Raw genomic sequence first — 17,660 nt, forward strand, 5'->3', positions numbered from 1 at the left:
TATTTCTTCAAACACACCCTTACATTTTTCGCTACAAATACAGCGTTCATTAATTCAGAGTTGCTTCGAAGTGCCATACATAAATAAGTGCGCGATAAAGACATCTCATTTAAAGCTAAGACATGGATAACATAAGCCTTACTTAACATCATTTAATAGTGCTCTACACACATGACTTACTGAAAAATATTTTTCAAGCATTTGCATCCAATCCACACTGTTAATCGTTAGTGCTTTTACAGACAGATTACGGACGTAGATACGGTGACAGCAAAAATTCTGGTAACAACACTTATCGCTAGCTCATTTTCGCTCGGTATGGGCGCTGCAATGGCGTTAGACGACCCCGAAGGTGATATTGAGCATATTCGAGTACGTGGTGACTCATCTGTAAAAGATGGTGAGTTTATCTCGGCTTCGCAAGGGTGGGTGTCTGGTGACACCTTAATTGAGCGCCCAATGTTACGCGCCGGCGAAATACTTGAATTTATTCCAGGCATGATGGTGACCCAACACAGCGGTTCGGGAAAAGCCAACCAGTACTTCCTGCGCGGTTTTAACCTCGACCATGGCACCGATTTCACGGTGAGTGTAGACGGTATGCCGGTGAATATGCGAAGCCACGGGCACGGTCAAGGCTACAGTGACCTTAACTTCATTATCCCCGAATTTATCGACAACCTAAGCTACTTCAAAGGCACCTATTATGCCAACATCGGCGACTTTTCGAGCGCTGGCGGGGCGTTCTTCAATTTAAGAGATTCACTTGAGCAAAACCAGTTGTTCTTAGGCGTAGGAGAATTTGGGTTCAAGCGAGCCGTAGCATTAAATCACTTTGAAGCAGGAGAGAGCCGCGTTATTACAGCTTTGGAATATCAAACCTATGACGGTCCGTGGACTGACGTTGACGAAGATGTAAAAAAGAAAAACGCCCATATTCGTTATATTACGCCCTTGCTAGACGGCCAACTCGCCATCACAGGTATGGCCTACGATAATAGTTGGAACGGTGCTGACCAAGTACCTGAACGCGCTATTGAAAGCGGCTTAATTGACCGCCTTGGCTCTATCGACACCCAAGTTGGCGGCGATTCGTCTCGCTATAGTCTCTCCGCAAACTATACCAGTGATACATGGAATGCCTCGCTGTATGCCATAGATACTACGCTTAGCCTTTTTTCTAACTTTACTTACTTCCTTGATAACCCAGAGACAGGCGATCAATTCGAACAGGCCGACGACCGAAAAATTTACGGTGGCGAAATATTCACTACCTTTCCCTTCGCGCTTACGGATGGAAGCAGTATTACTCTAGGCGGCCAGTGGCGTTTCGACGATATTGAAAACGTGGGTTTGTATCGCACCCAAAACTTAACCCGCTTTGGCACTATTCGAGAAGACGAGATTAACAGCAACAGCTATGCACTTTTTGCTCAGTCAAACATTGTATTGAGTGACGCACTAAGCCTGTCATTAGGTGCTCGATACGATTACTTAGATGTGGACGTTACTAGCAATCTTGGTGCTAATTCGGGAAGCGAAAATGACGGCTTATTTACCCTTAAAGCAGGCTTGAAGTACAGTGTATCAGACCAAGTCACCGCATTTGCCAACATTGGGCAGGGCTTTCATTCTAATGATGCACGAGGAGCAACAATTAGCGTAGACCCGGTAAGTGGTGACACCACCGAAGCTGCTCCATTATTAGTAAAGAGCCTTGGCTATGAAGCGGGTGTTAACTTTACCGATAATAAAACCTATAACCTGTCTGCTGCCCTATGGTGCTTAGAACTTGATAGCGAGCTGGTATATGTTGGTGATGCAGGCTTTACTGAAGCCAGTCGCCCGTCGGAAAGACACGGCATTGAAGTGAGTGCCTACTACTGGATAAGCCATCACCTAACTACAGATATTGAAGCCGCGTGGACCAAGGCACGATTTAGCGACAGCGTTGAAGGCGAAGGCCGTCACATTGATGGCACCGTGCCAGGTGTGGTGAGTGCAGGGCTGACCTACTATCGAAGAAGTAATCAACTAGGGTTCAGCTATACTCTACGAGGCCGCTACTTAAGCACTCGCACAGTAGAAAGTTTCGATGAAATATCACCGCCATCAACATTTTTAATTAATGCTCAAATTGCCTATCGCCAGCCAGCATGGGACGTAACGCTAGAAGTACTCAATGCCCTAGACAGTGACGATCACGATATTGATTATTTTTACGCATCTAGGCTGTCCGGAGAGCCAGATGAAGGGGTTGAGGACTTGCATTATCACCCTGTAGAGCCGAGAAATGTTCGCCTTACCGTTTCAATAAAGTATTAATACATAAACGCTTTGCTGTTTAGAGGTCTGTCTATTGATTAGGTAATCATTCAGGTAGTTGTATATAAAACATGCTAGTTTAAGGAATAGCCGCCAAACAGTTAAAGCAATAAACAAATGGCCGCACCACAACGATAAAAATAGGAGCAACAATGGAACACGAAACTCTGTTTCCTCTGCTGTGTAAAACCGCAGACGGCGACAAAAAAGCGTTCGCAGAGCTTTATAAGATAACAAGTCCACAGCTCTACGCTGTTGCTTTAAGGCTTTTGAAACGCCCCGAACTTGCTGACGAAGCCACCCAAGACGCCTATATAAAAATTTGGCATAACGCCGGTAATTATCAACGAGGCAAAGGTACGGTACTTACTTGGATGGTCAGTATAGCTCGCTATCGTGCGCTCGATTTAATCCGCTATCACAATGTTAGAAATGAAGTCGAATTAAATGATGATGCACCGTCAGGTATGGAAACTACGCAATCAATAAAGTTAGAGGCAGAACAAGCAAAATTAGCCTCTTGTTTAGATGAACTTGATGGACCGCAGCGTCAGGCTATCCATTTAGCCTATGTGAATGGTATGTCACATCAAGAGGTGGTGACTCACTTGGCGTCACCACTTGGAACCATTAAAAGCTGGATAAGACGAGGCTTGCAAAGCTTGCAGAGGTGCCTATCACTATGAATTATTTAAAAGAAGAGCGATTAAACGCCCTCGCTGCTGAATATGTAGTTGGAACGCTGCGCGGCAAAGCGCGTACGCGCTATCAAAAGTTAATGATGCAGTATCAGGCAGTTAGCGATGCAACCGCACAATGGGAGCAATACCTTACTGGGTTTGCTGAAACCTTGCCTCCGGTGACACCACCTGACAGCGTGTGGGAGAATATTCAAATTAAGCTTGGCCACAAGGCGGCCAATGATACAGAATTTGTCGATCAAACGACTAATACAAAACCAAGTAGCGACAACGTAGTTGCTCTTGAAGAAGAAAAGCAGAAGCGCTGGAAGAACTTATCGTTCATATCCACAGCTGCTGCAATGGTGTTGGCCGTATTGCTTTTCGTCATGCAACCTGTACCTACCCCAGAGGTTTCCCATATTGCCGTGGTCAATAATGCTGATAACACGCCATTGTGGGTGATAGAAGTTTCTGACGCGACCATGAATGTTAAGGTCACCGATGCATTTGTGGCTTTAGCGGACAAAGACTATGAACTTTGGATGGTGCCGGCAAACGGCGAAGCACCAATTTCCCTCGGCTTGATGCCTGAAGTTAATGGCGACACGCGCGCGACTCCGGATATCTTGCTAGATCGAAGTATCGCGGCGTTAGCAGTGAGCTTAGAAGCACCAGGCGGCTCGGTAACAGGCGCACCAACGGAAGTGCTATATATAGCGCCGATTGTTTCTGTGTAATTTTTCGCACTAAGCAGCACACCAAAAGGCCACAAAACGTGGCCTTTTACTTTTCATAAAAACTTTTTTCTAATTTTTTAAACAATTTTGCATCTAAGGTGAAACCTCAGTCGTTTGGTCTCTTGAACTCATAAAAAAACAGAGAGACTCGACATGATCCAATTCAAACGCAAAACTTTGTCACTGGCTATTGCCGTGACATGTGCAGCTCTAACTGCTGGCGCAATAGCGTCAAGTCACCGAGAAGCACCGAATATCACTCGCCACCCCGCTTTAGATAGCACCGACTTTTATGCTTTCAATAGCTATGAACAAGGTCGTGAAGATTATGTGACTTTCATAGCAAACTATATTCCACTGCAAGATGCCTACGGTGGCCCTAACTACTTTGCTATGGATCCCAACGCGCACTACGCGATTCATATCGATAGTGATGGCGACGCGGTTGAAGACCTAAGCTTTGTTTTCAAGTTTAACAATATGCTTGCCGCCGAGAACGAAGGTATTGCCCTGCCTATAGGCCCTGAAGGCGAACAAAAAATGGTGAAAGTACCGCTTAAAAATGTAGGCGGTATCAGCGCAGACGATTCAAGCGCAGCAAACTTCTCAGAAATGTACAGCCTTACTATGGTGAGCGGCGACATGCAGACAGGCACGCGCACTACGCTTACTCCCGCCATGGGCGATATGTTTAAAAAGCCGCTTGATTACATTGGTAACAAAACCTTTACCAGCGAAACTGAATACGCGCGTTATGCTGAAAGCTTTATTTACTCGTTTAGTATCCCTGGGTGCGATGATATGGCCAAAGTGTTTGTTGGTCAGCGTAAAGACCCCTTCGTTGTTAACTTGGGCAAAACATTCGACTTGGTAAACTATGTACCGGTTGAGGGCGACAGCTCACCGGGCGCTGGCGATGGTGAAGGATTCCCTGGCGGTATAACGCAAAGTGCCATGAATGATGACTTGGCCGATAAAAACGTGACAGCGTTATCTATTGAAGTTCCAAAAGCGTGCATCACCGGTGAAGGTAACGGCGTAATAGGTAGCTGGACCACGGCAAGTTTACCGCAGGCGCGCATCCTAAATCCAGATGCCACTTTTGCGAAACCTGAGACTAATGGCGGCGCGATGACTCAGGTGTCTCGTTTAGGTAGCCCGCTAGTCAATGAGCTTGTTATTGGCATTGGCGATAAAGACAAATTCTCAACTTCTCACCCAAGTACAGACGGTCAATTCGCTGATTATGTAACCCACCCTTCTTTGCCAGAACTACTGAACATCCTGTTTAAAGATGCAGTGAATACTACGCTGGGTACGGATATCGAGACCCTTGCGCCGACTAACTTCCCGCGAATGGACTTAGTAACAGCGTTTCTTACAGGTTTCCCAGGCGTTAACCAGCAAGCAACGGTTACAGCATCAGAAATGCTGCGCCTAAATACAGGGATCCCAGCAACGCCAGCCGAATCACAGTCAGCATTTGGCGTTGCAGGCGATGACTTAGCAGGATTTCCGAACGGTCGCCGCCCAGGTGATGACGTGGTTGATATTGCCCTTCGCGTAGTTATGGGCCGTTTGTGCTACCCCATCCCGGTAGCTGGTGAAGATACAGATCTTGGCCTTTGTACACCAGAGGACGCTAGCGTAGGTAATGTACCTTTCACTGATGGCGCGCCTGTAGATGCAAGCATGATTGATTCATCATTTCCGTACCTAAAAACACCACTTGCTGGCTCTGAATAAGGAGATCCATCATGTCCATGAAGATTAGGTTATTTAACAAGAATCCAAATGCACCCGCGTTTGCGGGTTCAGCTCAAGCCCCTTTGCAAAAACACAAGTTGTGGGTCATTTCTGGATTGGTGCTAGCGCTAACTGGTTGTTTCGATAGTGATGACGATAACGATTATCAAGCGCCAGAAGAAAATGCAGTGCCCGTAGCCGTTGATGAAATGCTAACGACGCAAGCAGATATTGCGTTTGATGGCACGTTGACAGCAACCGACGCCGATGGTGATGCGCTTACATTTGGGCTTGGTGAAAACGGTACATTAGGTAATGCAGAAGTTAATGCTGATGGAAGCTTTACCTACACACCTAACGCTCAGGTAACGGGTAGCGATAGCTTCACATTCACCGTTTCTGATGGCGTAAACTCAGAGGTTACGGCCACCGTAAGCGTTACGATTGAGGCACAGCAGGTATCGTTCTCTAGCTATACCCGTGATGCCTTTAATCAAGCACCCACCGATGAACCTCTGCCAATTAACGGCCGCGAGTTCACCCAAGATGCTGACGACACAACATTTGATGACTTATTGATAGATCAATAGCACGCATCAAATGCTAGCAATGCGTTAGCAAACCAACAGTGTCAACCGCAAAGCCAAGGACGGCTTTTTTAAAGGAAGTTCTCATGAAGTTTTTAAAGCATTCAGCTCTGCAATTCGCTTTAGCAAGTGTATCGCTGGCCTCGATAGCTTGTTCAGCGTATGCCCAATCTAGAAATCTAGATTTTAATACCGTTATCGCAACATGGCAGCCTCAGCAGCTATCAATAGAGAGTATAGATGAAGCGGAAGAGGTGCTGTCTTCAAGTCGTTACCTTTCAGCATCTGGAGATGAAAGAGAACGAGTAACGCGTTTTGTAAACTTCATGCGAAAAGACATTACATTACTAAGTGCCGGACAAAAAGAGCGTTTAGTGTTATTGGAAGCTCGATTATTACAGGGCATTCATAAATTTGAGCAGGCTCAACAACACCTTAAAAAAATAAATCACTCTCGCTCTCCAGCTGCACAATTACTGTTGGCAGACATCAATATGCAACAAGGTAATATCAAAAAAGCAAAAGAATACTGCGAGAAATTGGTAGGACAAACAAGCTTTTTGATCGCCTTTACGTGCATGATAAACGCCGATTTTTCACAAAATAGAGATGCAAAACTGCTCAGTAAGCTTAGTACATTTGAGCGCTACACCAGTAAAGCAAGGCCTGCTGAGCGCCAGTGGTTTTACGAAGTACTATCAGATATGGCACTGCAACTTGGTAATCCTGAAACAGCAATTAAACATCTAGCAAAAACCAATTTTGAGCAGCTTCCCATAAGCGCAATGCTAGTTTGGGCCGACGCTCATTTTGCATTAGAAAATTACGAAACAATAACCTCTAAACTTGCCTACTTCGTGCCTGATATATCGACAGCCGACGATGGCCTACTTCTTAAATGGGCAATTGCCGAGAGAGCACAAGGTATTGTGTTATCTGAAGTGCAAAACCAACTTGCCAAGAACATGGAAATTAGAGTGTGGCGCGAAGACAGCTCTCACGCTGCACAAGTAGCCACGTATTTTTTAGAGATAGAACCTGATTATCCATTGGCACTCAAATTTGCTGAACTCAATTGGCAGTTCGCACAGTCATTGGATGACAAAAGGCTCTTGGAGCGCGCTCGCCAAGCTAATGATGTATCAACCAATGCTTAACGCTTTCAACTACTTTAGTGTACGAATCATGAATAGATTTATCGCATTTGTTATTTTTGCAGCTTTCAGTGCTTTCACATTTTCACACGAGTTGAGCAACGGCTATTTAACGCTTAAAAACAGTTCAAGTGAATCGCTTTTGGGCGAACTTCTACTAAAGCCTGAAGATATTGGACGAGCCGCTGGTTTGGACATTAACAACGACGGGAGTTTGACTTGGGGTGAGGTCAACAGAAACCATAATGTAGCAAACGACTACATTCAAAAACACTTAGTGATACGAGGCAGCGAAACGCGATGCTCCATTAGCGTAGCCCCCCCCTCTTTACGGGAGATATCTGCTGAGTCGCTACTCGCATATCCACTATCAGTAAATTGCGCTTCTTTAAACGAAGTGTCGATTCAGTACACCGGCATAGTTAATAACTTTCCAACGCACAAACTACTCACAACACTAACGCTAAGCGATAGCACAAATGTTCATGTGCTAACCGATGAGCGACCTCTTATCACCGTATCAGCTGGTGAAAACAACTGGATTTCTCAGTTTAACGAGATGGTTTATCAGGGAATTTGGCACATATTTATTGGTCTAGATCATATTCTGTTCTTAGTGGCTACGTTACTTACCGTGAATCTTTACAGAGAAAATAAAAGCTGGGTAAAAAAACATAGCAAGCAACATATTATAAAAAGTACGGTCATTTTAGTGAGCACGTTTACTTTAGCGCATTCAATTACGTTAACCGCAACAGCATTAAATGTTATAACGCTTGAAAGCCGTATTGTTGAGTTAGGTATTGCCATTTCAGTAGTAGTTACTGCCATCAACAATGTGTACCCAGTCATCATGCGCTTAGGGTTTATTACTTTCGGGTTCGGCCTACTTCATGGAATGGGGTTCGCCAGCGTTTTTGGCGACCTTAATGCCCAGTCGAACAGTCTAGTAGTGAGTGTTCTCGCCTTTAATTTAGGCGTTGAGATTGGCCAACTCGCCATAATTGTACTGCTATTACCTTTGTTAATCTTGCTTAGAAACATAAAGTTATATTCAAAAGCCATTATGCCCATTGCATCGTCAATAATTGCGCTAGTAGCGATTAATTGGACACTTCAGCGTTGGTAAAGACCACGTTTTGTTGAATAATAGAGAAATTGCAAAAGCAGAATACGCTTTTGAACAATCTTTCGGCACTTGATCATAAAAAGCATAAAAAGTTGTTGTATAGGCGCGCTGCATCGCTATAATGCCAAGCATCAACTCCACGTTGATAACCATACACAATGCCAGTGTGATGGAATTGGTAGACATGGCGGATTCAAAATTGGTCGCGTCTAGCACGTAAATCCTGGTAAGTCATTGAAAGGTAAAGCTCCTTTTGACTCAAACAAGTTAAAAAATGCTTGCAAAGTCATGCAAAGTGTTTAGAGTTTTGTGGACTGTAAAATTTAATGCCAGTGTGATGGAATTGGTAGACATGACGGATTCAAAATCCGTTGCTAGCGATAGCGTGGCGGTTCAAGTCCGCCCACTGGTACCATCTCTTCTTTATGAAGTAGATACTAAAACCGACCTTCGAGTCGGTTTTTTTGTATCCTTACATAGTTGTTGTTCAGCAGTTAATTCGGCTCTACCCCATGAACGGGAGCTCAGCATTCATGGCTCTTCTTTCACGGTTGTAGCAAGATAGTCGACTGGGTAAGGTCCAAACTAGCTTCTATATACCAGTTCCTTCCAAACCACTGAAAGGCTCGCTACTACAAGATTCCGGGGACTTAGAACACTCAACTCTTCAACGCATACGAACATCACTTGGTAACTTATTGCTAGAACCAGCATGGACGTGATCGCTCGCCAATGTGGTAAAAGTGCTGCAATGATTGAGCAGCATTACAGTCATGTAAAACCTGAGATGTTTGCAGATGCATTATCTGGTGTTACGTTTGATCAAGAAAAGCCTCAGCCTAAGTCCAAGAAAAGGCAAGCTGTCGATGCCAAAAACATGGAGCGCGACGAGAAACGATTTAAAGAATGGGCTGCTGAATTAAAGAACCGTGGTTGTATCTGAGGCAATCAAATAGCTTTGCGAATATACAAATTTTCTCAATCGTTTGTTTTTCTGGGATTAAAATAGAATTTTTGAGTATCCTATACGACAGAAAGTATTTGTATTATCTCTTAGCCGTTAGGAATGGAAATGAACGATTTAAAGGGAAAAAAGTTAGTTGAGCTGTCTTATGATATACAGTCAGGCTTAGGAAATACTGACGTACCGGACTTTGATGGTTTAACTGAAATGGGAATGGCTGCTACCCTTGCAGTTCATCTGCGAGGATTAGGGGAAATCGAGTATGACTTGCTGCGGAAAGTTAGTGACTTCTATTTTAACATCCCATCTGTGTCACTCAAAGCTGCAATTAATATCCTCGCTGAAATTGAATATATTCAAATCAACAAAACCGGGGCGAGAATTAGAAGTATCATCCCCCAAATACCTAGATTCAAAAACCTTTATGAGGGCGTCGGTGAGTACTTTACGTTTGCAGAACTTAACGAGCACGAACAGGCAACTCTCGTTATATTATCTACTCTTCAAAACAAGCCTGAGAATAAAGACAAACTCATTGCGTCAACTGGTATCAATAGAAATGTGCTAGACAGATCTCTGAAAATAGGAGAGTTCGGCAATTATTTTAAGGAATACCGAAAACGTGGTAAAAACATTCTCGCAAGTCCTTTCTACTTTTCAGACAATCTAGATGGACTGGCTGACTTATCCGCAAAGGTTGGCTCGGATGATATCTCTAAGGTCCTGGAAATTATCAGAAAAAATCAAGGCTGGCCACTTTCGCTAATTCATCAGCGATTAGAACTAGGTGGATTTACGCTTACTGCCACACAAAAAGAACTCCTTATCCAACTTTGCAGTGATGGAATACTCAAACCACCATCGTTAAAGTTTAATAATACAAAAGAAACATTTATTTTCACTCCCAAACCTGGGAACGCAAGACTTGATGTCGCCAACCGTGAGGTTTATGAAAGGGCTATGGCGTTAGTTTCTTGTGTCAGAAAAGGACAGCTTCTTGCAGACCAATACAGAATTAGACATCCAGTTGCAATATTGAGAGCTCTGAGGGATAAGGGCTATATAGGTGCAAATTCAGAAGCTAACAATCAATATAGAAATCTTGTATTTCTTAAAGTGGGTAAACTTGTTGACGTTGGGCATGGCAGGTTTCAATTTCAATTAGTCAAAGAACCTGAAAATATCGAGGCTGTGAATTTGGCTATAGGGTTGTTGCAAACAGGGGATTTAGCAAACTTGGATGTTAAAAAAGAAGCTCAGTTAGCACTATCCAAAGATGAAAAATATATACAGTCAATAATATCTTCTGCTGAGCTCAAAAAAAGGGAACAGGTTGTTCTGGAGGCTGAAGCATCAGAACAGTGGGAGCAGTTCGTATTGGGGTTGGACACATAATGGGAAAACTTGATAAAGACCTTTTGCAAAAGGAAATGGCCGTTAGATTTTGTCTAGTGAACAATTTAATTCCATTTTTAGAGGTCGATGTACAAAACTATAGAGAGCTTTCCGATGTCTCAACAACAATTACAGATATCGATGCTTTGGGAGTAAGCATCGATTCAGCAGGAAAACCGCGTAAAGTGATTTTTGACTGCAAAACTTTGAAAAATACAAGCCCAGTGAATAGGGCTTTCTGGGCATCCGGATTAATGCAATTCACGGGTTGTACTGAAGCTTTCATTATTTTAAGCAAGAAAGCCTCGGAGGCACATAGATTTTCAGCAAAGAGAATTGGCGTTCACTTATTTAATGACAAGCAGTTCATTAATTATGCTGAATCATGTTCTCAAGACTTTAATATTGACTATTGCTATAGCACAAATATTGATAGCTGGATTGCGCTTGAAAACGTGTCTACTGGAAATATCCATTTTGAACAATACATGCACTTTCTTTGTAATGAAATTCCACTTGAGAATGATTCTGTCAAAGGTTTCCGTAGACTACTCGCCGCAACTAGAAAAATAAAAGGTGAATTTGATCCAGCCAAAGCTAAACACCGCGCAGTGTTCTTTTACTCTGTTGCAATGCTAGCTTTTACACTCTCTCAAATTGTGCATGATTTGCGTAACATCATTGATTTTAATGCCTCAGAAAAGGTTTTCGAAAAAACTTTGAAATATTACGTTTGGGGTGGAAAAGACAGCTTTGAATTGAGAAACAAACTGCAATCAATCAAAAAACCGATGGATCTCCCTGAAAATGAGTTGAAGCTAAAAGACTGGGATAAATTCATCGAACTCGTACGGAATTTGATGGATTCACCTTCAGATATTTCAGAATGTATCGCGCCAATGCGAGAGTTCGGAATGCTGGAAGTTGTAGCTAGAATGGAAGTTAAAGATCTTTACTTGAAAGACACGATCAAATCAAACAACCGTGTCCGTCAATTCTGTACCTTTATAGCTTCCTATCTTATAGGTGCAACTGATCTTCCAAGAGATATGATGGATAAGCTAAATGATAGTTTTGAAGAATTATTGAAATAAATCATGGGTTCTAATCTACTTGCTCCTCTTAACGCAACTCTTGTTGATAAACAGCGTTAAGAGGTTTCGTAGGTACTGTGAACCATCATTCACAGTACCTTGTCAACGGCAGTTTAATTTTGTCCCCTTTTGCGGTGAATCGGCAATCTAATTTTGCCCCCCTCCTGATTTAAATTTCACCAAGTATCGGTGCGACCTCTCTACTCTAACTTGTTTGGACAGAAATGCGCTAAGACTCTAACCCTCATGCATTCAATCGAGATTAAGAAAAGTAAGCCAACTAATGACGAGAAAAGAAGGACGACCCTATTATCTGAATTAGTCTCAACTTAAGTTGAACCACATCTCAGTTCTTCATTTAGATTACAGTCATATCGACGGTTTCTTCATGAAGATGTTGATAATCTTCTAGTGATTGAGAAAAAAAGCTACGCTCTGACTTTCCAGCGCCTACATAAATCAGCTTTGAGTTAGTCGGAAAGTAAGAGCTTTGAACGTCTTTCACTCTGACTTTTTCGATAGGTTTGATTTCTGCATTTTCTTCAGGACTAGACTCTTTAACATGCTCAGAAATCGAAAAAAACGTCTGAGTATCACTTGGCAGATTATTCGCAACAAATGACAGAATAGTCTCCAAGTTAGTCTCATCAATATCCTCCTTGAGAATGGCGTCAAGCAAGAATGGGAGTCTATGTCCTGTTTTTGATTTCTCTATCATGGCGTTTAAAGCAAAATGATAAGCCATGACGGTCTTGTGAAGTTCAACTCCTTGACGTGGGAAAGAATGTATTTTGTACAAATCTAGATATCGCGAATCAGTTAAAGGCTTAAGCTTTAACTGCGATGTATACTCTGTAAATATCTTCCTAAATGCCTCTTCCTTACTTATTCGTGAGGATATTGTTTCTTGTTCAGTGACCATGGCGCCAAGAGAAAGTTTTACGCTTTCTAACTCACTTTCTGAGTACTCAATATCTGCTTGCATTTTTTTATATAGCGTAATATTTGCTTTATTTGCCACCCATTGTTCAAACGTAACTCCATCCACGTTTTTGTCCAAAAGTACGCCATAATCATTAAAAATTTCGTTTTCTATTGCCCTCATTTTCTTTTTAGACGAATTTATCTTAGATTTTTTATCTATTAGCTTACTTGTAATGTGCGACTCAAGCTCGACGGTATCATTATATTTTTGATAGTGGCTATACAATCCTTCAAGTGAATATAACAGAACCTGCGTGCAGGCTGGGCAACGATCAACATCGTTGTAATTCTGTTTCTTGATATTACTTTTGGTTCTTTTTAGAATTTTATGATGATTTTGTAATAGAGAAAATTCATTACAAAGCTTTATATACTTGTTTCTTTCTTCCTCTAATGAATTTGCCTTTAAAACGTAGTTTTCAATATAGGCCTCTGCTTGCTCACCAAATGCTTCGTCAACCAAATTAGAAAACTGGAACTCCGCTTTCTTACTGTATCGTTTGAGATTATTTATCTCAGCAAAGAGTCGATCTCTTTCCTTCGTTAACCTTCTATGCTCCAAGCGATCAAACCTGTTACTTATACCTAGGTAATAATCTAAATAGTCGTCTTTAAATCCCTTGTAATATTGAAGATTAGAGAATGAATCACGTAAATATACCCAGCCTACAGACTGAGAAATGTAATACGGTAAAAACATGCTTTCAAGCGGAGCAGATTTTAGCTCTCCTTTTTGCTCAAGAATAAGCGAAAATCCAACTAAATCTCTTATGTAATCCTTCAGTCTAGTGTGCTCAACACTGTTATCTGCATCTATTCCATGGAAAGAAATTATTTTCCCGCTTGGCTCTTTGACATAGATGGTTTTTGAGTCCCTTACAATAGTATAAGATTCTTCAACATCACCTACTTTCTTAGTAAAGTCTACTCTGAACGTCGGCTGATATGACAGGATTTCGTCTAAACTTTCTCTAACGTCATTGACACCAAACGCGAACATTAGGCTCTGGATTAAAGAGCTTTTACCTGATGTGTTGCGCCCACTAATTATGTTTACACCAGGTGAAAACTCATTACTGAAACAAGAATTATGCGATTCTGAGCTTACAAATAATCTGTTAAACGTAATTGTTGTGTTCATTACAAGGCCTCTCCGTGGTGCTCTACAAATGCGCATAAAGTAGAGAAGAAAATATCAATATCGTTTAGATTGATGCTGATCTTTCTTTTAATATCCGAAACGTACGCTTCGAACATTTCATCATGGCTGTAAAAGTTCATAGAGTAGTCATTGTCCTTGACGAAGCTTTTGATTATCTGGTGCTCGTTATTCATCATGTCCTTGAGAAGTTCAAATGTATTCCTAATATAGTTTTCGTGACTATTTTGGATACCTATAGGAACTCGAAACTTACGAGCTAACTTGGTTGAGTGATCTCTCCACAGCTTGAATGTCTTCTGTTCTGTTTCAATGATATCAATCGCTTTCCTAATTTCATCGCCCTCAACCCTCTTAGAACTGTCAAGTAAGGTAATAACTTTGCCTTGGTTATAAGTGGCTTCAACTTCTCTAAAAAGGCTAAGAAGCAACTCGACGGCGGCAAAAGGATCTGATACGTGTTGAAACTTCCTCCTCATCAGCCCGACTAGGCCATCTTTTTGTGCAGTCTTTGTTCGTGGAAAATCCACCCATTGAATATGCAGATTGGCGAGTTCATGTTTGTGGAAAGTAAGTTTTGCCTTGTCACAAAAACTGTCTACTTTCTTGGTGATTTTATCCTTGATATCGTCAGGAAAGGAATCGTATCTACACTTACAGTTCTGCTCGTTAAGCAGTGTTATTATTTCCTTTTTTCCATCATTCCTTTCTTTCTGATTTGGCGTGAATTTAAGCTCAATGTCGGAGTTGGATACAAAAGTTAGCTCATGAGTATAGTTTTGACATTTAGGTGCTGGGTCGTTTCGGAGATCGTTTCCAACATCTAGCATCTTAGCTATTACTTCAGAGAAACGTTCATTTATAGTCCATACCTTACCTGAAAGTTTTTTGGCCTGATAAGAATGCACTTCTTCAATATTACTTCGACAATCTGTTCTGTAGCAAAATAGGAAGTCGTCATGATGCTCGATACTAAGAAAAAACTCTCTTCCCTTGAATCGATTATATTCGTTTAGGAGTAAGTACAACGCACAATTGCGCTGAAATTCGAATCCCAATAAAGCATCAATCCCAGAGTTAGCTGATTTTTTTCTTTTATTCAAAGCTTCACCTTAATCAAAACCCTGATAGCATCCTCATCACACAATGCCATTTGCCCTTAAACTTTGTGACATATTGTCACTTAAGTTGCTCAGTTTAAAGAAGCTGGTTTTGCTTCTAATTCCTTTATAGAAGAATAGTTTTACATACTTCAGATGAAACTGATATCCCATCGCGCTCTCATTCCGTCGATTTAAATTAAAGATTAGAAATTTTAAAATGAGGGACTAACGTTCGCCTATATATTAGTTTTAGTTTGGCCCAGAAGCCAATATGTGTTAGACACTTTTTTCGATGTTCCTTACTGCTTCAATCACCACATGTGTCGGAAATCGCAGGACTTCTTGTCCGTTTTCCACAGATTTGACTGTGGGCTCTGATTGCTCTACGCAAATTTTCAAACACCAACCAAAAACAAGCTGCAAGTCAATATCTTTGAGGCCTTCCGATTCGCAATATTCTGTGGCTGTAACAAATTTCGTATTTGGTGAGACTTCTTCCAATGTATTAAGCTTTGAACTTATAGATTTAATAACTTCTTCATGCTTGGCAAAGCGTTCCTTAGTCTCTCTTTCTAACCTTTCTCGTTCTTCTATTTCAAGTACAAGAGTTTTGGCTATTTTCATAACATCTGATTCTTGATGTACAAGTGGAGGCGGAAACTTGCCATATTTCATTATAGAGGGTACTACTTCGTGATAGAGCCATCTCTGAAATTTCTTACCTGCTACGCTATCATCGTATGACAAAACCCTAAAGAGGCCTGGCTGGGTGACAAACATTTCTTGCTTATCTAAATGGGTAAGAAGTTCGTTGTGAATATAAATGTATTCATCACTCTCAAGTTGTTTGAGGCGGCCTTTCAATACACCAATAATGGATTTTGATACATGAGTTTTATCTATATCCCGATTTTCTTTATTCAGTGCAGTCTGAACATCTATCAGCGAAATATAAAGAATATTACCCTGCATTACGGTTTTAATATCTGATGAGCCCTCAGTTCCTTCATAGCACACATTAATTAAATTATTTTCCATTAAAACTTCCTCTGTGGCTGCTGCCTAACAGCTTATTACTGAGACATCATAATTACACCCATTTCCGCATAATAAACCATCTTCCGTGATTTCACAGGAAAAGTAAAATACCTGCTTCTTGTATAGGCTGTATGAAAACTATTTTAGTGATGACTCATTGGTGATTTTAGACAGAAACAAACTACATTAAACTCGTTAGCTTATTCACACCATATGTTCTGTTTTTAACGTAGGCTCACTTAACGATATTGCTCAGCTGAGTTTTTACACAGTCTGCATACACAGCCATCTTTCGTTGCACCAAGTGTCGATATCCCCCCTTTCAAGAAAGCATGCGTCTTTGTTTTGAGAAGGTCCAGTACAGCCATTCGCATTACTGACCACCGATTTACATGTCTTCAAGGACTGATGCGAGCCTTTCAGCAATTGTTTCCTGAAAACGACAATTATATCTTTCTCTAGCAAAACCATTTCATCAATCAGCTCTTCGTCTGTAAATGCTGAAAACCTAGGATCTCTCCTAACATCAAGAAGAGGCTTTACTCTCGAAACGAAGCGTTTAAACGCCTCTGCACCGCCAATATCAGAGGTATAAGCGAGGTAGGTATCTGCGACAATAGCTTTCACTTCATTAGCGTATGAACATTCCATGTCAAAAACCTATTTAAGAAAATAATACGAGTAAATCTAACTTACTTTCATCGAAGAAGTAACTGGACTAGCGCACGGTTGTTATATTTTTCGTAATGACTCTTCCGTCATGCTTCGTGGGCTAATTATCTGTGCAAGCTTTTCGCATTCTGTTGATGACTCTTTTTTCGCTGGGAATAAGTAGAAGACCATATTTATCGATGACGTTCATAAATCGCTCAATGTATTGACATCGGTAAGCCTGATTCGGCGGTAACCACTCATCTAAACCTTTAGCCCCCTTCTGTCGATTGAGTGACGCTTTGACCAACAAGAGGTTTTCAGAATCATTTGCAAATGCTTGCCGTTTATCTCGGGGCCATTTGTCACCGCCATGACCGTGCGCAAATTTAAGCGGTACGATGTGATCGAGGTCAAGCTCAGCAGAATCAGTAAATACATCCCCAGAATACGGGTCATACCATTCACCGACGGCAACTTGACATCCTCTATCGGTTTTAAACACGACAGGAATGTTAGACGTTGATATCAACATTTCATGGCGCGTATTCTGACAATCACTATCATCATCAATCCAATGCGGCCAATCGGCCCTGTCATAGTCAGAGGTGAAGGCCCTACCTTCGTTTAACGCCTCTTTTTCAGCCTGCTGGTATGCCGATTTTCCTTTGGGTAATCGACCACCGCTTTCAAGACAGGCTTCAATAGTACTAAAGGCTTCGAAATTCTTGGTTCGATTGTAAGATGCGCTCGACGTGTCATGACATATACCAGAATTACTCTTTTTTACTTGGGTATTAGCATCACTGGGAAATGTGCATGCAAATATAAACAAACTCAGTAGTATGAGTATCGGTGTGTTGCGATTCATGATTGCCTTGTTCTTATCTTTTTTATATTTACGGTATATT

The 17,660-nt window shown here is 41.6% G+C and carries 15 protein-coding genes and 1 tRNA gene; 11 read left to right on the top strand and 5 right to left on the bottom strand.

Features of this window, described 5'->3' with window-relative positions:
• Positions 1–264: 264 nt before the first annotated feature.
• The 11 genes from JN178_RS15920 (at position 265) to JN178_RS15970 (ending at position 11,814) form a co-directional block, all read left to right on the top strand.
• Positions 265–2,325 carry a TonB-dependent receptor gene (locus JN178_RS15920; protein ID WP_202262378.1) on the top strand — a complete coding sequence of 687 codons (2,061 nt, stop codon included), beginning with the start codon at positions 265–267 and terminating at the stop codon, positions 2,323–2,325.
• Positions 2,326–2,477: 152 nt separating this feature from the next.
• On the top strand, positions 2,478–3,011 hold the full coding sequence (locus JN178_RS15925; RefSeq protein ID WP_014977297.1) for a sigma-70 family RNA polymerase sigma factor: 534 nt from the start codon (positions 2,478–2,480) through the stop codon (positions 3,009–3,011).
• Positions 3,008–3,745: an anti-sigma factor gene (locus tag JN178_RS15930; protein ID WP_202262379.1), complete on the top strand. Its 738-nt coding sequence runs from the start codon at positions 3,008–3,010 to the stop codon at positions 3,743–3,745. The genes JN178_RS15925 and JN178_RS15930 overlap by 4 nt, the downstream gene beginning before the upstream one ends.
• A gap of 153 nt (positions 3,746–3,898) precedes the next feature.
• Entirely contained in the window at positions 3,899–5,491 is a 1,593-nt protein-coding gene (locus JN178_RS15935) for a DUF4331 domain-containing protein (protein WP_202262380.1), read from the top strand.
• 11 nt (positions 5,492–5,502) lie between these two features.
• Positions 5,503–6,081, top strand: a complete 579-nt coding sequence (locus JN178_RS15940; RefSeq protein ID WP_202262381.1) for an Ig-like domain-containing protein — start codon at positions 5,503–5,505, stop codon at positions 6,079–6,081.
• Positions 6,082–6,164: 83 nt separating this feature from the next.
• Complete coding sequence (locus JN178_RS15945; RefSeq protein WP_202262382.1) at positions 6,165–7,235, top strand: hypothetical protein; 1,071 nt, start codon at positions 6,165–6,167, stop codon at positions 7,233–7,235.
• A 28-nt stretch (positions 7,236–7,263) separates the two neighbouring features.
• A complete protein-coding gene (locus JN178_RS15950) occupies positions 7,264–8,361 on the top strand; it encodes a HupE/UreJ family protein (RefSeq protein ID WP_232369598.1) in 1,098 nt (365 codons plus the stop codon).
• A 328-nt stretch (positions 8,362–8,689) separates the two neighbouring features.
• A tRNA-Leu gene (locus tag JN178_RS15955) sits at positions 8,690–8,776 on the top strand.
• Positions 8,777–9,073: 297 nt separating this feature from the next.
• On the top strand, positions 9,074–9,304 hold the full coding sequence (locus JN178_RS15960) for a hypothetical protein (protein ID WP_202262383.1): 231 nt from the start codon (positions 9,074–9,076) through the stop codon (positions 9,302–9,304).
• A gap of 129 nt (positions 9,305–9,433) precedes the next feature.
• Positions 9,434–10,720 carry a hypothetical protein gene (locus JN178_RS15965; RefSeq protein WP_202262384.1) on the top strand — a complete coding sequence of 429 codons (1,287 nt, stop codon included), beginning with the start codon at positions 9,434–9,436 and terminating at the stop codon, positions 10,718–10,720.
• Positions 10,720–11,814, top strand: coding sequence for a hypothetical protein (locus JN178_RS15970; protein ID WP_202262385.1), 1,095 nt, complete (start codon positions 10,720–10,722; stop codon positions 11,812–11,814). Before JN178_RS15965 ends, JN178_RS15970 begins: the two co-directional genes overlap by 1 nt.
• A gap of 358 nt (positions 11,815–12,172) precedes the next feature.
• Here JN178_RS15970 and JN178_RS15975 read toward each other — a convergent pair whose 3' ends face one another.
• The 5 genes from JN178_RS15975 to JN178_RS15995 all read right to left on the bottom strand — a co-directional run bounded on the left by JN178_RS15975 (position 12,173) and on the right by JN178_RS15995 (position 17,620).
• Complete coding sequence (locus JN178_RS15975; protein ID WP_202262386.1) at positions 12,173–13,939, bottom strand: hypothetical protein; 1,767 nt, start codon at positions 13,937–13,939, stop codon at positions 12,173–12,175.
• Positions 13,939–15,060, bottom strand: coding sequence for a hypothetical protein (locus JN178_RS15980; protein WP_202262387.1), 1,122 nt, complete (start codon positions 15,058–15,060; stop codon positions 13,939–13,941). The genes JN178_RS15975 and JN178_RS15980 overlap by 1 nt, the downstream gene beginning before the upstream one ends.
• Before the next feature lie 276 nt (positions 15,061–15,336).
• On the bottom strand, positions 15,337–16,098 hold the full coding sequence (locus tag JN178_RS15985; RefSeq protein ID WP_202262388.1) for a BRO-N domain-containing protein: 762 nt from the start codon (positions 16,096–16,098) through the stop codon (positions 15,337–15,339).
• Positions 16,099–16,362: 264 nt separating this feature from the next.
• The gene (locus JN178_RS15990) at positions 16,363–16,749 is read right to left on the bottom strand and encodes a hypothetical protein (RefSeq protein ID WP_202262389.1); all 387 of its coding nucleotides are present in this window, start codon (positions 16,747–16,749) and stop codon (positions 16,363–16,365) included.
• Between the two features lie 121 nt (positions 16,750–16,870).
• A complete protein-coding gene (locus tag JN178_RS15995) occupies positions 16,871–17,620 on the bottom strand; it encodes an HNH endonuclease family protein (RefSeq protein ID WP_202262390.1) in 750 nt (249 codons plus the stop codon).
• Positions 17,621–17,660: the final 40 nt, after the last annotated feature.

It is taken from the genome of Alteromonas sp. KC3 (assembly GCF_016756315.1).
Taxonomy (GTDB): Bacteria; Pseudomonadota; Gammaproteobacteria; order Enterobacterales; family Alteromonadaceae; genus Alteromonas.